This window comes from Tenacibaculum halocynthiae, from assembly GCF_964512825.1.
In the GTDB taxonomy this organism is placed as follows: domain Bacteria; phylum Bacteroidota; class Bacteroidia; order Flavobacteriales; family Flavobacteriaceae; genus Polaribacter; species Polaribacter halocynthiae.
Map to the genome: position 1 here is coordinate 161,379 of NZ_CAZELG010000012.1, position 18,079 is coordinate 179,457.

General features: G+C 28.6%; 17 protein-coding genes. 10 read left to right on the forward strand and 7 right to left on the reverse strand.

Annotated features, from left to right (window positions below):
- Positions 1 to 76: 76 nt before the first annotated feature.
- Complete coding sequence (locus tag ACKTTQ_RS04130; RefSeq protein WP_408048478.1) at positions 77 to 616, forward strand: RNA polymerase sigma factor; 540 nt, start codon at positions 77 to 79, stop codon at positions 614 to 616.
- A gap of 2 nt (positions 617 to 618) precedes the next feature.
- Positions 619 to 1,233, forward strand: a complete 615-nt coding sequence (locus ACKTTQ_RS04135; RefSeq protein WP_408048479.1) for a tetratricopeptide repeat protein — start codon at positions 619 to 621, stop codon at positions 1,231 to 1,233.
- On the opposite strand, the gene ACKTTQ_RS04140 is transcribed toward ACKTTQ_RS04135, so the two are convergent.
- Both ACKTTQ_RS04140 and ACKTTQ_RS04145 read right to left on the reverse strand, forming a co-directional pair.
- On the reverse strand, positions 1,216 to 3,906 hold the full coding sequence (locus ACKTTQ_RS04140; protein ID WP_408048480.1) for a CHAT domain-containing protein: 2,691 nt from the start codon (positions 3,904 to 3,906) through the stop codon (positions 1,216 to 1,218). The genes ACKTTQ_RS04135 and ACKTTQ_RS04140 overlap by 18 nt on opposite strands.
- A gap of 78 nt (positions 3,907 to 3,984) precedes the next feature.
- Entirely contained in the window at positions 3,985 to 4,560 is a 576-nt protein-coding gene (locus ACKTTQ_RS04145; protein ID WP_408048481.1) for a DUF3109 family protein, read from the reverse strand.
- Positions 4,561 to 4,708: 148 nt separating this feature from the next.
- On the opposite strand from ACKTTQ_RS04145, the gene ACKTTQ_RS04150 reads away from it, so the two are divergent.
- From ACKTTQ_RS04150 to ACKTTQ_RS04170, 5 genes are all read left to right on the forward strand, one after another.
- The gene (locus ACKTTQ_RS04150) at positions 4,709 to 5,290 is read left to right on the forward strand and encodes a MarC family protein (RefSeq protein ID WP_093869606.1); all 582 of its coding nucleotides are present in this window, start codon (positions 4,709 to 4,711) and stop codon (positions 5,288 to 5,290) included.
- The gene (locus ACKTTQ_RS04155) at positions 5,291 to 5,902 is read left to right on the forward strand and encodes an FAD-dependent oxidoreductase (RefSeq protein WP_093869605.1); all 612 of its coding nucleotides are present in this window, start codon (positions 5,291 to 5,293) and stop codon (positions 5,900 to 5,902) included.
- Positions 5,903 to 5,906: 4 nt separating this feature from the next.
- The gene (locus tag ACKTTQ_RS04160; RefSeq protein WP_113786202.1) at positions 5,907 to 6,821 is read left to right on the forward strand and encodes a glutaminase; all 915 of its coding nucleotides are present in this window, start codon (positions 5,907 to 5,909) and stop codon (positions 6,819 to 6,821) included.
- Between the two features lie 131 nt (positions 6,822 to 6,952).
- Positions 6,953 to 8,236, forward strand: a complete 1,284-nt coding sequence (locus ACKTTQ_RS04165) for a metal-dependent hydrolase family protein (protein WP_093869603.1) — start codon at positions 6,953 to 6,955, stop codon at positions 8,234 to 8,236.
- A gap of 72 nt (positions 8,237 to 8,308) precedes the next feature.
- Positions 8,309 to 9,319 (forward strand): hypothetical protein, encoded by a 1,011-nt coding sequence (locus tag ACKTTQ_RS04170; protein ID WP_093869602.1) that lies wholly within the window; start codon positions 8,309 to 8,311, stop codon positions 9,317 to 9,319.
- Positions 9,320 to 9,328: 9 nt separating this feature from the next.
- On the opposite strand, the gene ACKTTQ_RS04175 is transcribed toward ACKTTQ_RS04170, so the two are convergent.
- Together ACKTTQ_RS04175 and ACKTTQ_RS04180 are read right to left on the reverse strand one after the other, a co-directional pair.
- Entirely contained in the window at positions 9,329 to 10,018 is a 690-nt protein-coding gene (locus ACKTTQ_RS04175) for a LytR/AlgR family response regulator transcription factor (protein WP_093869601.1), read from the reverse strand.
- A 7-nt stretch (positions 10,019 to 10,025) separates the two neighbouring features.
- Complete coding sequence (locus tag ACKTTQ_RS04180) at positions 10,026 to 10,706, reverse strand: sensor histidine kinase (RefSeq protein ID WP_233487122.1); 681 nt, start codon at positions 10,704 to 10,706, stop codon at positions 10,026 to 10,028.
- Between the two features lie 468 nt (positions 10,707 to 11,174).
- Here ACKTTQ_RS04180 and ACKTTQ_RS04185 point away from each other — a divergent pair, with 468 nt between their 5' ends.
- From ACKTTQ_RS04185 to ACKTTQ_RS04195, 3 genes are read left to right on the forward strand one after another with little or no spacing between them, the layout of a single operon-like run.
- Positions 11,175 to 12,668 (forward strand): MBL fold metallo-hydrolase, encoded by a 1,494-nt coding sequence (locus ACKTTQ_RS04185; protein ID WP_408048482.1) that lies wholly within the window; start codon positions 11,175 to 11,177, stop codon positions 12,666 to 12,668.
- 40 nt (positions 12,669 to 12,708) lie between these two features.
- A complete protein-coding gene (locus ACKTTQ_RS04190; RefSeq protein WP_299132992.1) occupies positions 12,709 to 13,599 on the forward strand; it encodes a tetratricopeptide repeat protein in 891 nt (296 codons plus the stop codon).
- A 19-nt stretch (positions 13,600 to 13,618) separates the two neighbouring features.
- Positions 13,619 to 14,005 (forward strand): DUF1573 domain-containing protein, encoded by a 387-nt coding sequence (locus ACKTTQ_RS04195; RefSeq protein ID WP_093869598.1) that lies wholly within the window; start codon positions 13,619 to 13,621, stop codon positions 14,003 to 14,005.
- A gap of 291 nt (positions 14,006 to 14,296) precedes the next feature.
- Here the strand turns inward: ACKTTQ_RS04195 and ACKTTQ_RS04200 are convergent, their stop codons facing one another.
- Genes ACKTTQ_RS04200 through ACKTTQ_RS04210 form a run of 3 tightly spaced genes read right to left on the reverse strand, consistent with a single transcriptional unit; the run spans position 14,297 to position 17,758 of the window.
- Positions 14,297 to 15,043 carry a succinate dehydrogenase/fumarate reductase iron-sulfur subunit gene (locus ACKTTQ_RS04200; protein WP_093869597.1) on the reverse strand — a complete coding sequence of 249 codons (747 nt, stop codon included), beginning with the start codon at positions 15,041 to 15,043 and terminating at the stop codon, positions 14,297 to 14,299.
- Positions 15,044 to 15,052: 9 nt separating this feature from the next.
- The gene (locus ACKTTQ_RS04205; RefSeq protein ID WP_408048483.1) at positions 15,053 to 17,068 is read right to left on the reverse strand and encodes a fumarate reductase/succinate dehydrogenase flavoprotein subunit; all 2,016 of its coding nucleotides are present in this window, start codon (positions 17,066 to 17,068) and stop codon (positions 15,053 to 15,055) included.
- Positions 17,069 to 17,080: 12 nt separating this feature from the next.
- Positions 17,081 to 17,758 (reverse strand): succinate dehydrogenase cytochrome b subunit, encoded by a 678-nt coding sequence (locus tag ACKTTQ_RS04210; protein ID WP_093869595.1) that lies wholly within the window; start codon positions 17,756 to 17,758, stop codon positions 17,081 to 17,083.
- Positions 17,759 to 18,079: the final 321 nt, after the last annotated feature.

Sequence of the window (18,079 nt, forward strand, 5' to 3'; positions counted from 1 at the left end):
AAAAGGTTAACATTTTTCGAAGAAATTTTTTTGTTAACCTGTTTTGTTTACTTTTAACTTTAGAAAACATTAATAGATGAATGATAGCAAACAAATATTGCTACTAAAAAAAGGAGATCAAAGTATTTTAAAAAAACTCTACATTGAATATAGAGCTGATTTTATAGCTTTTGGGAGAAAAATTTCTGTATTAGAAGACGATGTTTTAGACAGCTATCAAGATGCTATTATCGCTTTACAAGAGCAAGCTTTTAAAGGAAAGTTAGACAACATAACATGTTCTTTAAAAACATATTTATTTGGAATAGGAAAATATATATTATATGAAAAAAATCGGAAGCAACAGAAAACTGTTTTAAAAGTTGTAGAAACGAATGACTATGAAACAATTGAAGTTGATATTTTTTCAAATACAGTATCTAATCAACAACAAAAAATTCAAACAGGATTTAATAAGTTGGGAAAGAAATGTAAAGAAATATTACAGCTTTTTTATTATAGAGGCTATACAATTGAAGATATTACTGATTACTTAAACTATGAAAACAAAAACGTTGTGAAGAGTCAAAAATCTAGATGTTTAAAACAATTAAAAGAGATAATTAAAGAGTTATAACAATGGAAGGTTTTGAAAATGATTTAAAAAAGGTAATTTCTTTAGAAGAAAGAGCCAAAATGAAAGCTTCTTTACAAGAATTAGAGTACAATAAGTATTCTAAAAAAAGAAATAGGAGCTATTTGTTTGTTGCTGCTTCCATAGCAGTTTTAATTTCTTTTATTGGGTATTCTTTAATCGTTAATCAAAAAACATCCACAGATGATTTGTATGCTGAATATTTTGAATCTTATAGGAATGTTATCCAACCAATAACTAGAGGAGTTGAATCTAAAAACAATTCAACAAAAGCTTTCGAAGCCTATGAAAAGGGTAATTATAAAAAAGCTTCTACATTACTAATAAAAGCATACTCTGAAGATAAAAACAATGCTTATTTATTGTATCAAGGAATTAGCTTCTTACAATTAAACAACTCAGATAAGGCTATTGAGGTATTAAATAAACAACTAGAAATCACTGATAAATTTAACATAAAAACACATTGGTATTTAGCTTTAGCTTATTTAAAAAACAATGAAGTAATTAAGGCTAAAAAGTCTTTAGAAAAAGTGCTTGATTCATCAGGAGATTATAAAAAACAAGAAGCAAAAAGTATTTTAAGAAACCTTAATTAACTTTTTTCTGAAAACTAGTAGTAAAACAATACTAAATACTAATAGTAAAACTAAGTATGCGTATTTATTGACGTTTGGTTCACTTACTATCGCTTCAGTGTTTCCATTTAAAACAAAACCAGCCCAGTAATAAGGATGTAATAAAAAAGGATCGGTGGTAGTTTCTAAATACTCTTTCTTAGCTAACTGTAATGCTTTACTTTTTGTTTTACCGTTTTTTAAATGAGTGTAAAATAAACGCATAATTTGCGAAGTTTCTTTATCTGGAACTTTCCATAAACTAGAAATTGTGGCTGGTATACCTGCAAATGTAAAAGCACGTTGTAATGAAACTGCTCCTTTATTAGAACTTAATGAGCCTGTACCTGTATTACATGCACTTAAAACTGCTAACTTAGCATTCAATTTTAAAGCATATAATTCTTCTAAATATAAATTCTCCTTGGTTGAATTTCCAAATAAAAAATAACTCAATTCTGGCTTTTCGTTATCAATTTCAGCATGCATTGCTAAGTGAACTAATGATGCTCTTTGAATGTTTTTAAAAAAATTACTTTTTGTAGCTAATTGACCAGTATACAATTCAGAATTAAATAATTTAGCAATGAAGAAAGCTTCTTCTTTTGCTCCTTTCAGCTGGTTAGTATCGTATTTATTATTTATAGAATCTTTAAAATCATAAGTAGGCAAAAACAATTGTAAGTCATTCTCTTTATGAAAATTAAAATCTTTTGTTTTGGTAAAAATCAAATCAGAAGCATAACTAACAACATGATTTTTTATCAAATACTCTTCTTCATTAATTAGTAATGATTCAAAAGGTAAATGATAAAGTATTCCATCAGGAATTATAATTATATTGTTATAATTATTAAGGTTAAAAGGAAATAATTTTTTAAAAATCTCTTGAGAAATAACTTTGTTTTCATCAATGTTTTTAAGCAACTGAATATATCTGATTAATTTGTCTTTAAAGTTTTTTAGATATTCAACTAGCTTAATTTCAATATTGTTTTGAGTGATTTTAAAGACATATAAATTTTTCTTTATTATTTTATATCTAAAAACTACCTCATCGTGTTTTAATCGCTCTTGAAAAGAGTTAACTTTAAACTTTGAAAGAATTGATTTTGATATTACAGGGTAGATTTTAGTTAAAAAAGTTTTATATGTTTTTATTTGATTTTCTAATTCTAAAACCAGTAAAGAATCATTATTTTTTCTTGCAAAAACTAGTTGTTTTCTCAGTATGAAGTCTTTTTTTATGATAGAATCAGGAATTGATGTTTTTGAATAATTTCTATTATAAATAAACTCTTTCCATGCCAACCTGTTTTCAATGTTTTCAATAGCATTTACTATTTCATCATTTTCTAAAGAACCAAAACCTAATCTTTTTGTTTTTAATAACCCTCCAATAGTTAAATTGTAATAATTTTTAAGCTTGTTGCTAAATTCTTCACCTTCATAGCAGTTTTTAAATTGCTGAAGTCCCATTTTATAGAAGCTAGATGATTGCTGAAAAACAAGACTATCATTAGGAAAGTGTTTTAATAATATGTCAGGAATTTCTACTAGTAAACCTGTATGATTTATATCACTATTGGGCACAAAATTAGCTCCGGTTTTTTTTAATGAATCAGCTCCTTTATGTATTAAAGAAACCATTTGATACAACTCTTTTATTGCATTTTTTTTATCTCCACTCTCTGCATAAATTATGCCTCTTTGCGCATAAAAAAAAGGAGCTCTAAAATCATCTGCTTTAGCTAAATCGATCATTTTCCGGCTCTCCTTTAAAGCTTTTTCAAATTCTTTACTGTACCTAAGTTGTTTTACTAGATTAAATTTAATTTCAATTAAATCATCAGGATGTTTTTTTATATTTAAAACATCAATCGCTTTTAATAAATATTCTTTCCCTTTTTGTAAAGGAAGTTTTTGTTTTAGCTTATCTCTAAAATTAAGATAAAAATCGCCAACATGATTTAATGAAATAGCAAAAAGTCGTTGTTCTTTATCGTTAAATCTCTTTTCACTTTTTAAACTTTCAAATTCCTTTAAAGCTTCTAACATTTTAAGCTCATCTCCTTTTCTACTATATAAATACACTAATTTATGCTTAAATATTACTTCTTTAGAGGCCTGATTAGTGTTCTTTACCTTACTTTTTTTATACTTTAATTGATAAATTTTTAATCCTTTTTTTATATAATACTCAGCTTCTTCAAAAAAACCATAATATGTTGAAGTACCACTAATATCAGCATATATAGATAATAAGCAGTCATAGTCAGGGTTTTCAAGAGCACTTAAAATTTGTTCAGCTTTTTTTACTGTTTTATATGATTTAGTATATTGTTGAAGATAATATTCAGCAAAAGCGCGATCAAACAATATGATTCCCTTTTGGTTTTTTCCAGTTTCAGAATTAGGAGTATTATTAATAGCTATATTATAAAAAAGAATAGTTTTTTTATAATCGCCTAATTGATAAAGAGCATTTGCTTTTAAATGTATAATTTTTGAAAATAGCAGGCTATCTTTAGTACTCTTTAACTTAAAAGAATCTTCTTTAACCACTTCTAAAAGTAGTTCTTTATATTTTTCTTCATTATACTTTTTCTCTATAACTTTAAGTAACTTATTTAAACTTATCTGCTGAGCAGACAACGAAATAAAAGTTATAAAAAAAATGAAAAACAATACCTTTTTCAGCAAAGTCTTTTTTTTATGGTTAGATTTCTAAAGTTACTGCTTTTTTTTATGATTTTCTGCTAACTTTTCTAATTCATCGTACCAATTTTGTCCAAATTTCCTTACTAATGCTTGTTTCACAAACTTATAAACAGGAACCTGTAACTCTTTTCCTAAAGAACAAGCATCATCACAAATTTCCCATTTATCATAATTTACTGCAGAAAACTCACTGTAGTCTTTTATTCTTACAGGGTACAAATGACAAGATACTGGTTTTTTCCAATCAACTAAACCTTGATTATAGGCCTCTTCAATAGCACACAAAGCTGTATTTTTTTCATCAAAAATAACATACGCACAATCAGCATCGTTTATTAAAGGAGTTTCAAGCTCGCCAAAATCACCTTTAATCCAAGTTCCTTGTTTTTCAATTGCATCAATACCTTCTTTACGTAAAAAAGGTTTTACTTGTGGATATATTTTTTCTAAAATCTTAGTTTCTTCTTCATCTAAAGGAGCCCCAGCATCACCATCAATACAACAAGCACCCTTACAAGCAGATAAATTACAAACAAATTCTTTTTCTATAAGATCCTCCGAAACAATTGTTTTTCCTAGTTGAAACATATATTGTTTTATATTATTTGTGTTTGAAAATTAATTAATTTCACAAACTAAAAGATAAAGTCTTATATTACGTTTGTGTAAAATTTAATGCAAAAATAACAGATTGTAAGTTTACTTATCTAATTTTGCAGATGAAAAACAATGTATCATGAATTTTAATTTAAAAGAAATTTTTACAGCCTTTATGGTATTATTTGCGGTAATCGATATTATTGGTAACATACCCATAATTATTGACTTACGTAAAAAAGTAGGACATATACAATCAGAAAAAGCATCTGTTATTGCTGGTGTTATTATGATAATATTTCTGTTTTTAGGAGAACAGCTATTAGGTTTTATAGGAATTGATGTACATTCTTTTGCGGTAGCTGGAGCTTTTATTTTGTTTTTTATTGCTTTAGAGATGATTTTAGGTATTACCCTATATAAAGAAGATGATGATGAAGCATTAAATGCTTCTGTATTTCCAATTGCATTTCCATTAATAGCAGGTCCTGGTAGTTTAACTACATTACTTTCTTTAAGAGCTGAATATTCTTGGGAAAACATTTTAATAGCTATCCTTTTAAATGTATTTTTAATTTATGGGGTATTAAAAACTTCTGCTAGAATTGAAAAGATGATAGGTCAAAACGGTATTAAAATTATTAGAAAAATATTTGGTGTAGTATTATTAGCTATTGCTGTTAAATTATTTGCTGCAAACATTAAAATGTTAATGGCGTAAATGATTTTTAATACTTTAATTGTTGGAGGTGGTGTTGCTGGTATGCAATGTGCCTTAGTTTTAGGGTCTGCTCAAAAAAAAGAATATGCTTTAAATAAAAAAGTTGGTATAATTTTACATCAACGTTCTTCACATTTAAAAGATGCTTTATTTAATAATGTTTTAGGATTACCAGCTGGCACCTTAGGTAAAGATATTTTAACAGAAGGTAGAGACCAATTAAAAAACTTATATCCAAACGTTTCTCAAATAGAAAACGAAAAAGTTGTTGCTGTGCTTGACGATAAAAAAGGGTATAAAATTGTTACAAATAAAAATGAATATTTCAGTAAAAACGTTGTAATAGCATTAAACTATTCAAAGCCTTTTGATATTGCTGGACTTGAACAATATATTGAACGTCATTCAAGGGCCAATGCCATGAAAGATAGAATTCAACTACGCAATTTTAATCACTTAATAAAAGAAGGATTATATGTTTGTGGAACGCTTGCTGGTTGGAGAAGTCAATTTGCTATAGCTGCAGGAAGTGGTGCAAGTGTTGCTACTGATATTTTAACAGTTTGGAATAATCATGTACCTACAAAAGTACATGATAAAAAAGTAGAATAAACAAATGAGTTTTGATACTATTATACAACGTCTTTTTCTTGAAATAAAGAAGATTGAAGATACAGGGGAAATCGCTTCTTATATCCCTGAATTACAAAATATTGACACTAATAAATTTGGTATATACATTGCTTCAACCAATAACTCTAATTACGGAGTTGGTGACTATGCTGAAAAGTTTTCTATTCAAAGTATTTCAAAAGTATTGTCATTAAGTTTAGCATACAACATACTTGGTGAAACCATTTGGAATAGATTAGGTGTTGAACCTTCTGGCACAAGTTATAATTCATTAATACAACTTGAAACCGATAAAGGAATACCTAGAAACCCATTCATTAATGCTGGTGCTATAGTTATAGCTGATATTTTATTAAGTAAATTAAAGTATCCTAAAGAGGATTTTTTATCTTTTATCAGAAATTTATCTGGTTCTGAAAAAATTAACTATTCTAGTAAAATAGCTACTTCTGAAAAATCTGTTGGCTATAGAAACATTGCCCTGTGTAATTTTATAAAGTCTTTTAATAACATTCAAAACGCCCCTTCTGAAGTACTAGATTTTTATTTTGATATCTGTTCTCTTGAAATGAGTGCTAAAGAACTATCAAACACTTTTTTGTTTTTAGCTAATAAGGGTATAAATCCACATACTAATAATCAAGTTTTAACACAAAGTCAATCTAAAAGAATCAATGCTCTGATGCAAACATGTGGTTTTTATGATGAGTCTGGTGAATTTGCTTTTAAGGTGGGTTTACCTGGTAAAAGTGGTGTTGGAGGTGGTATTGTTGCTGTACATCCTGGACATTATGCAATTACAGTTTGGAGTCCAAAGTTAAATAAAAAAGGAAACTCTTTTAAAGGAATACAATTTTTAGAAAAGTTTACTACAGCTTCTAAATTATCAATCTTTTAAACAATAAACTTTATATTTTCTTATTTCTCATTAAAATTTATTAAAAACAAACTTTTTTGTGAATTCTAAAGAGTACTATTATTTAGTTTTTTAAAAGCTTATATTTAGGGTTTTATTAACCACGATATACTATGACTAAAATAAAATTTCTACTATTACTTCTAATCACAACTATTTCAATTCAAGCTCAAACTACGTATATATTGTGTGGTAAATTAGTTGATACCAAAGAAGGAAAAATCAAAGAAAAACAAACAATTATAGTTGAACAAAATAAAATTGTTAATGTTATTGATGGTTATGTAGCTCCAAAAAGTAAAACTGCAAAAACAATCGATTTAAAGAACAAAGTGGTTATGGCTGGGCTTATTGATATGCATGTGCATATAGAGCAAGAATTTAGTGCTAAAACACGTTTAAATAGATATATTTTAAATGAAGCTGATGTTGCTTTTAATTCCGTTGGTTTTGCAAAAACAACATTGTTAAAAGGTTTTACAACTGTTAGAGATTTAGGTGGTACTGGAGTAAACATTGCTATTAGAAAAGCTATTGACGCTGGTAAAATTCCAGGGCCAAGAGTTTTCACTGCAGGTAAGTCATTAGCAACCACTGGAGGTCATGCTGACCCAACAAATGGTAGTAGTAGAGTTTTAACAGGTAACCCTGGACCTAAAGAAGGGGTTGTTAATAGTGTTGAAGATGCAAAAAAAGCTGTACGCCAACGTTATAAAAATGGTGCTGATTGTATTAAAATAACGGCTACGGGTGGTGTTTTAAGTGTTGCTAAAAGTGGAGATAACCCTCAATTTACCATTGAAGAAATTAAAGCTATTTGTGAAACAGCCAAAGATTATGGAATGCATGTAGCTGCCCATGCTCATGGTGATGAAGGTATGCAACGTGCCATTTTAGGAGGAGTTAAAACTATTGAACACGGTACTTACATGAGTACTACAACAATGGAATTAATGATTAAAAACGATGTATACTTAGTTCCAACGATAACCGCTGGAAAAGAAGTAGAAGAAAAAGCTAAAATAAAAGGATTTTATCCTGACATAGTAGTACCAAAAGCTTTAAAAGTTGGCCCTCAAATTCAAGGAACTTTTGCAAAGGCATATAAAAAAGGAGTTGGTATTGCTTTTGGTACTGATGCTGGTGTTTTTAAGCATGGTAATAATGGAAAAGAATTTGGGTATATGGTTGAGGTAGGTATGCCTGCTATGGAAACAATTCAAGCAGCAACCATAACCAATGCCAAAATTTTAAAAATGGACACTGAAATTGGGCAAATAAAAAAAGGTTTTTATGCTGATATTATTGCTGTAAATGAAGACCCTACTGTAAATATAAATACTATGGAAAATGTTGTTTTTGTAATGAAAAACGGTATCGTTTACAAGAGAAAATAATTCTAAAAAACCGTAACAAAACACATTTTAAAGCTACTAATTAATAGTAGTAATTTAAATAATAAATGTGTTATGCAAAATACTTTTAAAACAAGAGAAAGCTTAATAGTTTACGGAATTCCTTTATTGATGATTTTATCACTTATAGTAATGGTAAAATCATCTTTTTTTACTCCCAATTTATCTCCTTTTGTAATAATCGATTTTTTAATTACTATACCTTTAGTTCATTTCTTTTTAATTAGAAAAAAAGAGATCTCTAAAAAATCTATTATAACTGTTCTTATTTTAGGTTTTGTTATTTCAAATTATATTCTTCCAAAAGAAAACTTAGAAGTATTATCTAGAATACAAGTAGTATTAATACCATTATTAGAAACTTCTTTACTAGTATATATAATTATAACTGTACGAAAATCAGCCAAAGAAATAAGAAAAAACAATGATGCTACTTTAGATTTTTTTGATCAGGCCCAACAGGTTTGTACTAAAATTTTACCTTCAAAAGCAGGAATTATTTTAGCTACTGAAATTGCAGTTATTTACTATAGTCTTTTAAATTGGAAAAAACGACAATATGATGATTTAGAGTATACCTATCATAAAGAAGGAACGGCTATTAGTTTAGTTCTTGGTTTTTTATTAGTTGTAATTATAGAAATGTTTGTTACACACACTATGATGAAACAGGGTAATATTAATGGTTCATTAGTTTTAGGTATTTTAAGTGCCTATACTGCTCTTCAGGTAATTGCAGTTATGAAATCATTATCTAAAAGACCTTGTTATATTGATACTGAAAAAAAACAATTAATATTAAAGTTTGGTATTTTATCAAAAGCCGCTATACCTTTTGAAAATATTGAAAAAATAGAAATTTCATCTAAAGAATTACCAGAAAAAACTACTATTAAGTATTTTTCACCTTTTGGAAATTCTTTAGGTCATAATTTAGTTGTACACTTAAAAAATGAAATTTCATTTAACAGTTTTTATGGTTTCACTAAAAAAGCAACATCTTTAGCGATTTTTATAGATCAAAAAGTTGAATTTAAAAATGAACTAAGCAAGCATATTTCTTAGTAATACTATTTAACTCTTACTAGAATTAATACTTTCTGAAAAACTATTTTTATACGTTCTTCCTAACGGAAGCTTTTGTGTATTTATAAAAACGTTACTTCCTGAGTATTTTTCAATCTTTTTTATATTTATAATATATGATTTATGTATTTGAATAAACTGTTTTGAACTCAATACTTCTGCCCACTTTTTTAAAGAATCAATAACACTTAGCTTTTTATTTTGAGTAAAAAATGTAACATAATTTCTGTCAGATTCTATATATAATATATCTTCTACATATAGTTTATGTATTGTTTTGTCTATATTTAAAAAAATGGCTTTTTTTTGTGTTTTTTCCTGATGATTAATTCGATTTTCAGCTTTATTAATTGCCTTCAAAAACCGATCAAAAGAAAAAGGTTTCACTAAATAATCAACAATGGTATCCAGTTCAAAACTATCAACTGCATAATCTGGGTAAGCTGTTGTCATGATAATTTTTGGTGGATTTTTAATAGTTTTAATAAAATCTAACCCAGATATATCTGGTAAATTTATATCTAACAACACAAGATCAACAGTTTCTTTTTTAAAAAATTCATTAGCATTCGTAGCTGTTTGAAAATTATCAAGAAGTGTTAAATCAGGAATTTTATTAATATAATTTTTTAAAATTCTTTGCGCTGGCATTTCATCTTCTATTATAATACAATTCATAATTTACCTACGCTAAGTTTAATATAAGTGTAACAATGTATTGACCACGATTTTCTACTAACAACTCATAATCTTCTTTATACAATAAATCTAATCGTTTTTTTAAGTTATTTAACCCTATTGTATTTTCATTTACTTTTTTAGTATTATCATAATCATTTTTACAAACACACTTTAATCGGTTGTTTTTTACCGTTAATTGTATATCTACAATACTATTAACACTACTATGCTTAAAAGCGTTTTCAATAATCGTTATAAGTAATAAAGGAGCTATTTGATGGTAATCCTTATCAACAAATACTTCATAATTTATTTGTTTAAGACCTTCAGTTCTAATTTTATGAAACTCAATATAGTTTTTAATAAAATGGATCTCCTTTTTTAAACTAACTTTTTTAGCATTACTCTCGTATAAAACATGTTTTAAATTATCTGATAATTTTAAAATCAAATCTGGTGTTTCATTCGGTTTTTCAATTGAATAAGAATAAATTGTATTTAAATTATTAAATAAAACATGTGGATTTATCTGTGATTTTAAAAATTTCAATTCCATTTCTGTTCTCTCTTGCTTAATCTTTTCTACTTCCTTAGTTTGATCAATATATCTGAATAAAATCCATACAAATGCAAAAAAGATAAGCGGTACTAGAGTTTGCCATAAATAATCACTTAAGCACTTCATAATTGAGCAACCACAAAGTGCAAATACATTACAATATAATTGTGTTGCTAAAAATGAAATTAAAAGAAATAAAAGAGTATACAAAAGATACCATTTCTTCCTTACAAAAAATGGAAGCAATAATTGGTTATTAACATAAACTAGTACAACCAATATAAAAAAGTACTGTAAAAATGGATTTTCAGCCCAATAATAGGGAGTGAAAACAAATAAAGATACAAATACAAACAACATCCAAAAAAGAAGATGAATTAGTATTTGTGTACTATGTTTTTTTAGTGTTTGCATAAATTATTTAGGAAGGTATGAAAATAGCTCCATTAATCAAAAAACAAGTATCAACTACTATTTAAATAGTACGTACTGCGGTATTGAGGTTGTTAATACAAGTTTTTATGTTGTAGGTACTTATCTTTTTTTAACTAGCTAGATCTGTAATATTTTCGTGAAGATCATTACATCCAATATATGAGAAACAAGTACACAACATTGAACATAAAACAAAAAGTGCGTATTTATAGTATACCCTTTTTAATTATTTCAGTTTTAATAGTAACAATGGAGTCTTTCTCAACAACTACACCTCTTAAAAAATGTTGGGAAAAGCAGGGTAAAATTATAGATAAAAACCTTGTTACGTTTTATTTTAATGAAGAGTTAAATAAGTTAGGACATAACTTTAAACCCTGGGAAAAAACAAAATATTCAATCTGTGGAAATATATGGGTTAATCAAAACCGATTTTTAAAAAATGATACATTAACAACCAAACGTAAAAGAAAATATTATTCTAAAATTGAATATTATAAAAACACATTATTGCATGTAGATTATGGTAAAAAAACATTAAGTCCAATTACCAATAAAATGTACTTGGAACAATTAATTAAATCTGCTAGGTACTCCCCTATTTATTTACTTAATTATTTTGTTGAAAACACAAATAAATTAGCCACAAAAACAAGCCCAGAAAGCAACATTTACTCAATAAATATTGGTAAAACCCCTGTTGAATTACATATCAATAAATCAACAAATCTAATTAATAAAATCACCTATTTAACCTACGATGAATTGTATGGAGATGTGGTTACATCTTATATATATTCATCGTATAAAAAAAGTAAAACGTTAAACTATCCGAGTAAAATTAAAATTAAAAAAATTAATGAAAAAGTAGTTGATAAAGTAGCAATTTATAACTTAGAAATAATACCTGATAAACTACAGCTACTTTACAAACCTAATGATTACAGATTTATTACTTCAAAACCGGAAAACAAAACTCAAATAAAAACAGAGAAGTACAATGATTTTATTCATTTCATAAATCTAATACATACTGAAGATAAAATTATGGTTGTTGAGTTTGAAGATTTTATGTTAGTAGCAGAAGCGCCTCTTAATAGTAGAAATGGAGAACTTATTATATCGGAAGTAAAAAAAATAGCTCCTTCTAAACCAATAAAGTATTTTGTTTTTGGTCATCATCATCCTCACTATTTAGGAGGAGTAAGAGCTTTTGTACATAAAGAAGCAACTATTTTGTGTACAAAAATTAGTAAAGAATATATTGGATATATAGGGAATGCACCCCATAGTATTCAACCTGATAGTTTACACTTTGAACCAAAAAAATTAAAAACTCAAACAATACAAGATAGCCTTATAATTGGGAATAAAAACAAGTTGAACATTTACTTTATAGGAGAAAAGTCAGCACATACTAAAGATTACTTGATATACTACTTCCCTAAAGAAAAACTACTATTCCAAGATGACCTTTGTTGGATTCCAAAAACAGGAGTTATTGGTAAAGCCAATGCTAGACAAAGAGGATTATATAATAGTATCCAAGAGTTAAAATTGAATGTAAAAACTATTATTCAATCCTGGCCAGTAGAAAGTCATAAAGTAAAAACTATTATTCCTTTTCAAGATTTAGAAAAATCAATGCAATAGGAGCTTTAATTAAAAAATAAGGTTTAATAATCAATATAACATGAAAAAAACGATAACAATTATTTTTCTTCTAACAAGCTATTTTATAACAGGACAACAACTCAACACTCTATCAAAAGATAGTAAAGGAAAACCAATGCTTTTGGGAAAAACAAACAAAAAAGCTTTTGAGAATGAAAATTTTAAATGGTTTAAAAAAAATTACGATAGTTATTTAACAAATGATAAAATTATAACCCAATTAAAAGATTCTATTCAAAATTATACTATTAAAGCTTTTTATGGAAGCTGGTGTGGAGATAGTAAACGAGAATTACCAAAATTTTATAAAGTAATTGATGAAACTCATTTTAATAAAAGTCAATTAGAGGTGATTGCTGTAGATAAAAAGCCAGAAGCCTATAAAGCATCTCCTAATGGAGAAGAAAAAGGATTAAATATACACAGAGTGCCAACATTCATTTTTTATAAAAACAACAAAGAAGTAGCACGAATAGTAGAATACCCAAAACAAGATTTTGAAAGAGACATACTTACTATAATAAGTGGGAAAAAATATTCACCACAATACATTGTGGTTGAGTATTTACATAAAATGCTGGAGAAAAAAACAATTAAAGAATTAAAAAATGAAGAAAATAAACTAGCCGCTTCACTAGCTGAGTTTACAAAGGGTAGTAGAGAGTTAAACACTTATGGGTATAAATTATTACGCTCAAATCAACTAGAAAAGGCAGTATTCGTTTTTGAGTTAAACACCAAAATGTACCCATACAAAGCAAATGTTTTTGACAGTTTAGGTGAAGCTTATTTTACCACTAAAAATTATAATAAAGCTTTAAGTAGTTATAATAAAGCACAAAAATTAGATCCTAATGATAAAAACATAGCTAATATGATTAAGAAAATTAAAACAGAAATAAACCAGTAATACCCTAAATTTATATATTATGAAAACATTATTATTATTTACAGTTATTTGCCTATTATCAATAACAAGTTCAGCCCAAGAGTTCAAATTTGAAAAAGAGACTATCAATTATGGAAAGATAGCTCAAGGATCTGAAGGAACAAGAACATTTGAATTTACTAATATTGGAGACGCTCCTTTAATAATTAAAGAGATTAAATCTACTTGTGGGTGTGCTGTTCCAAAAAAACCAGAAAAACCGATTATGCCTGGTAAAAAGGGTCAAATAGAGGTTTCTTATGACACAAACAGACCTGGAAGTTTTTCAAAAGCGGTAACTATCTATTCAAACGCTAAAAACAAGAGAACAATGATTAAAATAAAGGGATTTGTTTCAAAATTAAAAAAAGATAAAACCAAGGTTTAATTATAAAACCTAATTAACCTATTTGGTATAACAAACAAAAACCTGAGTTTTCACTCAGGTTTTTTTTATAAGTTTAAATAAACTTATAAAACCTTTGAATTTGTGATTGTTTTTACATTTCAATCCCCCCGAATTTTAATGCTTGGTTAATCAACAAAAATCAAAAGTATCTCTATTTTCACTTACTAAATAAAAAAAACCTTAAGCGTTCTAATATTAGGAATAAGTGAAGAATATAAAAAAGCGAAGTTGATCAACTTCGCTTTTTTTATATGCAAAAAAAAATATTTTTTATCCTTTGAAGTTTGCTTTTAAAAACTCAGAATTCATTCGAGCAATGTTTTCTAAAGAAATACCTTTAGGACACTCTATTTCACAAGCTCCTGTATTAGTACAGTTACCAAAACCTTCTAAATCCATTTGAGCTACCATGTTTTTAACACGTTCAGTAGCTTCTACTTGTCCTTGAGGTAATAAAGCGTATTGAGACACCTTAGCACCAACAAATAACATTGCAGAAGAATTTTTACAAGTTGCTACACATGCTCCACAACCAATACAAGTTGCAGCATCCATAGCTTTATCAGCAGCTTCTTTTGAAATAGGAATAGCGTTAGCATCTTGAGTATTTCCTGAAGTATTTACAGAAATATATCCACCAGATTGTTGAATACGTTCAAAAGAACTTCTATCAACTACTAAATCTTTTATTACAGGAAAAGCAGCAGCTCTCCATGGTTCAATAGTAATTGTATCACCATCTTTAAACATACGCATGTGTAATTGACATGTAGTTACACCACGATCAGGCCCATGAGCTTCTCCATTAATATACATTGAACACATCCCGCAAATTCCTTCACGACAATCATGATCAAAAGCAACAGGCTCTTCACCTTGATTAATTAATTGTTCATTTAATACATCCATCATTTCTAAGAAAGACATATGCTCAGAAATATCGGTCACTTTATAATCGACCATCTTTCCTTTATCACTTGCACCCTTTTGACGCCAAATTTTAAGTGTTAAATTCATAATACTATCTTATTTGTATGAACGTTGTTTTAATTCAATATCGTTAAACTCTAATTCTTCTTTATGTAAAACTGCATCAGCTGGTTCACCTTTATATTCCCAAGCTGCTACATATGCATAATCTTTATCATTACGCTTAGCTTCACCTTTTTGAAGCCCATCTAACTCAACAGACTCTTCTCTAAAGTGACCTCCACAAGATTCATTTCTATTTAAAGCATCTTTAGCAAACAATTCACCTAGCTCTAAGAAATCTGCTACACGACCTGCTTTTTCTAGCTCAGGATTCATTTCATTCGCATCGCCAGGTACTGTTACATTTTTCCAGAAATCTTCACGTAAAGCTTTAATTTCAGCCATTGCTTCTTTTAAACCTTTTTCGTTACGAGCCATTCCACATTTTTCCCACATAATTTTTCCTAACTTTTTGTGGTAATAATCTACTGAATGCTCTCCTTTATTATTTACAAAGAAATTAATTCTATCCGTAACTTCTTTTTCAGCTTCATCAAACTCTTTAGAATCTGTAGGAATTTTACCTGTACGAATATCTCCAGATAAATAATCTCCAATTGTATATGGTAATACAAAATACCCATCAGCTAAACCTTGCATTAATGCAGAAGCCCCTAAACGGTTTGCTCCATGATCAGAGAAGTTTGCCTCTCCAATACAGTATAAACCATCAACAGTTGTCATTAAGTTATAATCAACCCAAACACCACCCATTGTATAGTGTGTTGCCGGATAAATCATCATTGGTGTTTCATATGGATTGTCATCAACAATCTTTTCATACATTTGGAATAAGTTACCGTATTTTGCTTCTACAATAGCTTGTCCTAATTCATATATCTTAGCAGCAGATGCATTACTAATACCTTTTAATTTTGCTTGCTCTTTACCATAACGGTCAATAGCTGATTTAAAATCTAAATATACAGCCTCACCAGTTGCGTTAACACCAAAACCAGCATCACATCTCTCTTTTGCTGCACGTGAGGCAACATCACGAGGTACTAAGTTACCAAATGCAGGATATCTTCTTTCTAAATAATAATCTCTTTCATCTTCTGACAAATCAGTTGGCTTTTTACGACCTTCTCTAATTGCCATTACATCTTCCATGTTTTTTGGTACCCAGATACGTCCATCATTACGTAATGATTCTGACATTAACGTTAACTTAGACTGATAATCTCCTGAACGTGGAATACACGTTGGGTGAATTTGTGTATAACAAGGGTTAGCGAAATACGCTCCTTTTTTATGTATTTTCCATGCTGCAGTTGCATTAGAACCCATTGCGTTAGTTGATAAGAAATATACATTTCCATACCCTCCTGAAGCAATAACTACTGCGTGAGCAGAATGACGCTCTATTTCACCAGTAACCAAATTACGAGCTATAATACCACGAGCTTTTCCATCAACAATAACTACATCTAACATTTCATGACGATTGAACATTTCAATCTTACCACGAGCAATTTGACGATTCATTGCAGAATATGCTCCTAACAATAATTGTTGTCCAGTTTGACCTTTTGCATAAAAAGTACGAGATACTAATACTCCACCAAACGAACGGTTATCTAACAAACCACCATAATCACGAGCAAAAGGAACTCCTTGTGCTACACATTGATCAATAATATTTGCAGAAACCTCAGCTAAACGATGAACGTTTGCTTCACGTGAACGGTAATCTCCTCCTTTTACAGTATCATAGAATAAACGGTAAAATGAATCACCATCACCTTGATAATTTTTTGCAGCATTGATTCCTCCTTGAGCAGCAATAGAGTGTGCTCTACGAGGTGAATCTTGATAAGCAAAAGCTTTTACGTTGTATCCTAACTCAGCTAATGTAGCTGAAGCAGAACCACCTGCTAAACCTGTACCTACAACAATAACATCTATTAAACGTTTGTTGGCAGGGTTTACCAAGTCAATTTTATCTTTATAAGTTGTCCATTTATCTTTTAATGGACCTTTTGGAATTTTTGAATCTAAAGTTGCCATACTTGTTTCGTATTATTGATTGAAATGGTGAAATAAAGCGATAATTATAAATCCAACAGGAATACCTATTGCATAAACTTTACTAAATGTTTTCAATCCTTTAGTATATTTATTGTTTGCTCCAACTGATTGGAATGCAGAATTAAACCCATGTAATAAGTGCATTGCTAAGAATCCGAATGCTACAACGTAAGCACCAACTCTTGCTGGGTTTAAAAATTTGTGTTGTAACTCATGGAAGTATCTTAACTCTCCATCATGTAATCCACTCCAATCACCTTTTATAAATTTGGTGTTGATTTCTGGAAACCAAAAATCAATAAAGTGTAATACCACGAACGCCAAAATCGCTAAACCAGACCAAATCATGTTTCTGCTCATCCAAGTAGAATTAGCTGCTCCGTTATTTTTAGCATAACTTACTTTACGTGCACTCTTGTTTTTTAATTCTAAGACGAATCCCATTACAAAGTGAAAAACAACTCCGAAAATTAATACAGGTTGCATTACATATTGAATTAACGGGTTTGTCCCCATAAAGTGCGACATTTTATTGAATGTTGCTCCATCATCTGGAAAAATCGAGGTAATGTTAATTGCAAAATGTTGTAATAAGAAAAACATCAGGAAGAATGCCGAAAGTGCCATGGCAAACTTTCTTCCGATAGAAGATTTTAGTAATCCGCTCATTATTTTGTTTATTGATTAAATAATAAGTACAAATTTAAGTGGTACATGCTACTTGAACAAACTTTACGAATTGTTTTATTAAATATTTAGAATGGGTATAAATAAACTGCTTTCACTAATCATTAGTAGAAAATGAAAAACACTATTACAAACTGATAAACAGTACATAACGATATCAACAGCTTAAAAGAATCACCCGAAAAGGGTGAGTGAAAAGTAAAATACAACACTTAGTTTTGAAATAACTAACCAAAAAGTAAAAGAAAATGAAAACTCAATTAGATTTTTTAAAGTCATCAATTCTTACAAAAAAAAAAAACA

Excerpts from the sequence above, each read along its gene's own strand:
- ACKTTQ_RS04190 (WP_299132992.1), top strand. The coding sequence starts at position 12,709 with ATGAAAAAAACGATAACAATTATTTTTCTTCTAACAAGCTATTTTATA.
- ACKTTQ_RS04205 (WP_408048483.1), bottom strand. The coding sequence starts at position 17,068 with ATGGCAACTTTAGATTCAAAAATTCCAAAAGGTCCATTAAAAGATAAA.
- ACKTTQ_RS04210 (WP_093869595.1), bottom strand. The coding sequence starts at position 17,758 with ATGAGCGGATTACTAAAATCTTCTATCGGAAGAAAGTTTGCCATGGCA.
- ACKTTQ_RS04150 (WP_093869606.1), top strand. The coding sequence starts at position 4,709 with ATGAATTTTAATTTAAAAGAAATTTTTACAGCCTTTATGGTATTATTT.
- ACKTTQ_RS04180 (WP_233487122.1), bottom strand. The coding sequence starts at position 10,706 with ATGAAGTGCTTAAGTGATTATTTATGGCAAACTCTAGTACCGCTTATC.
- ACKTTQ_RS04175 (WP_093869601.1), bottom strand. The coding sequence starts at position 10,018 with ATGAATTGTATTATAATAGAAGATGAAATGCCAGCGCAAAGAATTTTA.
- ACKTTQ_RS04170 (WP_093869602.1), top strand. The coding sequence starts at position 8,309 with ATGCAAAATACTTTTAAAACAAGAGAAAGCTTAATAGTTTACGGAATT.
- ACKTTQ_RS04200 (WP_093869597.1), bottom strand. The coding sequence starts at position 15,043 with ATGAATTTAACACTTAAAATTTGGCGTCAAAAGGGTGCAAGTGATAAA.
- ACKTTQ_RS04145 (WP_408048481.1), bottom strand. The coding sequence starts at position 4,560 with ATGTTTCAACTAGGAAAAACAATTGTTTCGGAGGATCTTATAGAAAAA.
- ACKTTQ_RS04195 (WP_093869598.1), top strand. The coding sequence starts at position 13,619 with ATGAAAACATTATTATTATTTACAGTTATTTGCCTATTATCAATAACA.
- ACKTTQ_RS04165 (WP_093869603.1), top strand. The coding sequence starts at position 6,953 with ATGACTAAAATAAAATTTCTACTATTACTTCTAATCACAACTATTTCA.
- ACKTTQ_RS04155 (WP_093869605.1), top strand. The coding sequence starts at position 5,291 with ATGATTTTTAATACTTTAATTGTTGGAGGTGGTGTTGCTGGTATGCAA.
- ACKTTQ_RS04130 (WP_408048478.1), top strand. The coding sequence starts at position 77 with ATGAATGATAGCAAACAAATATTGCTACTAAAAAAAGGAGATCAAAGT.
- ACKTTQ_RS04135 (WP_408048479.1), top strand. The coding sequence starts at position 619 with ATGGAAGGTTTTGAAAATGATTTAAAAAAGGTAATTTCTTTAGAAGAA.
- ACKTTQ_RS04160 (WP_113786202.1), top strand. The coding sequence starts at position 5,907 with ATGAGTTTTGATACTATTATACAACGTCTTTTTCTTGAAATAAAGAAG.
- ACKTTQ_RS04185 (WP_408048482.1), top strand. The coding sequence starts at position 11,175 with ATGAGAAACAAGTACACAACATTGAACATAAAACAAAAAGTGCGTATT.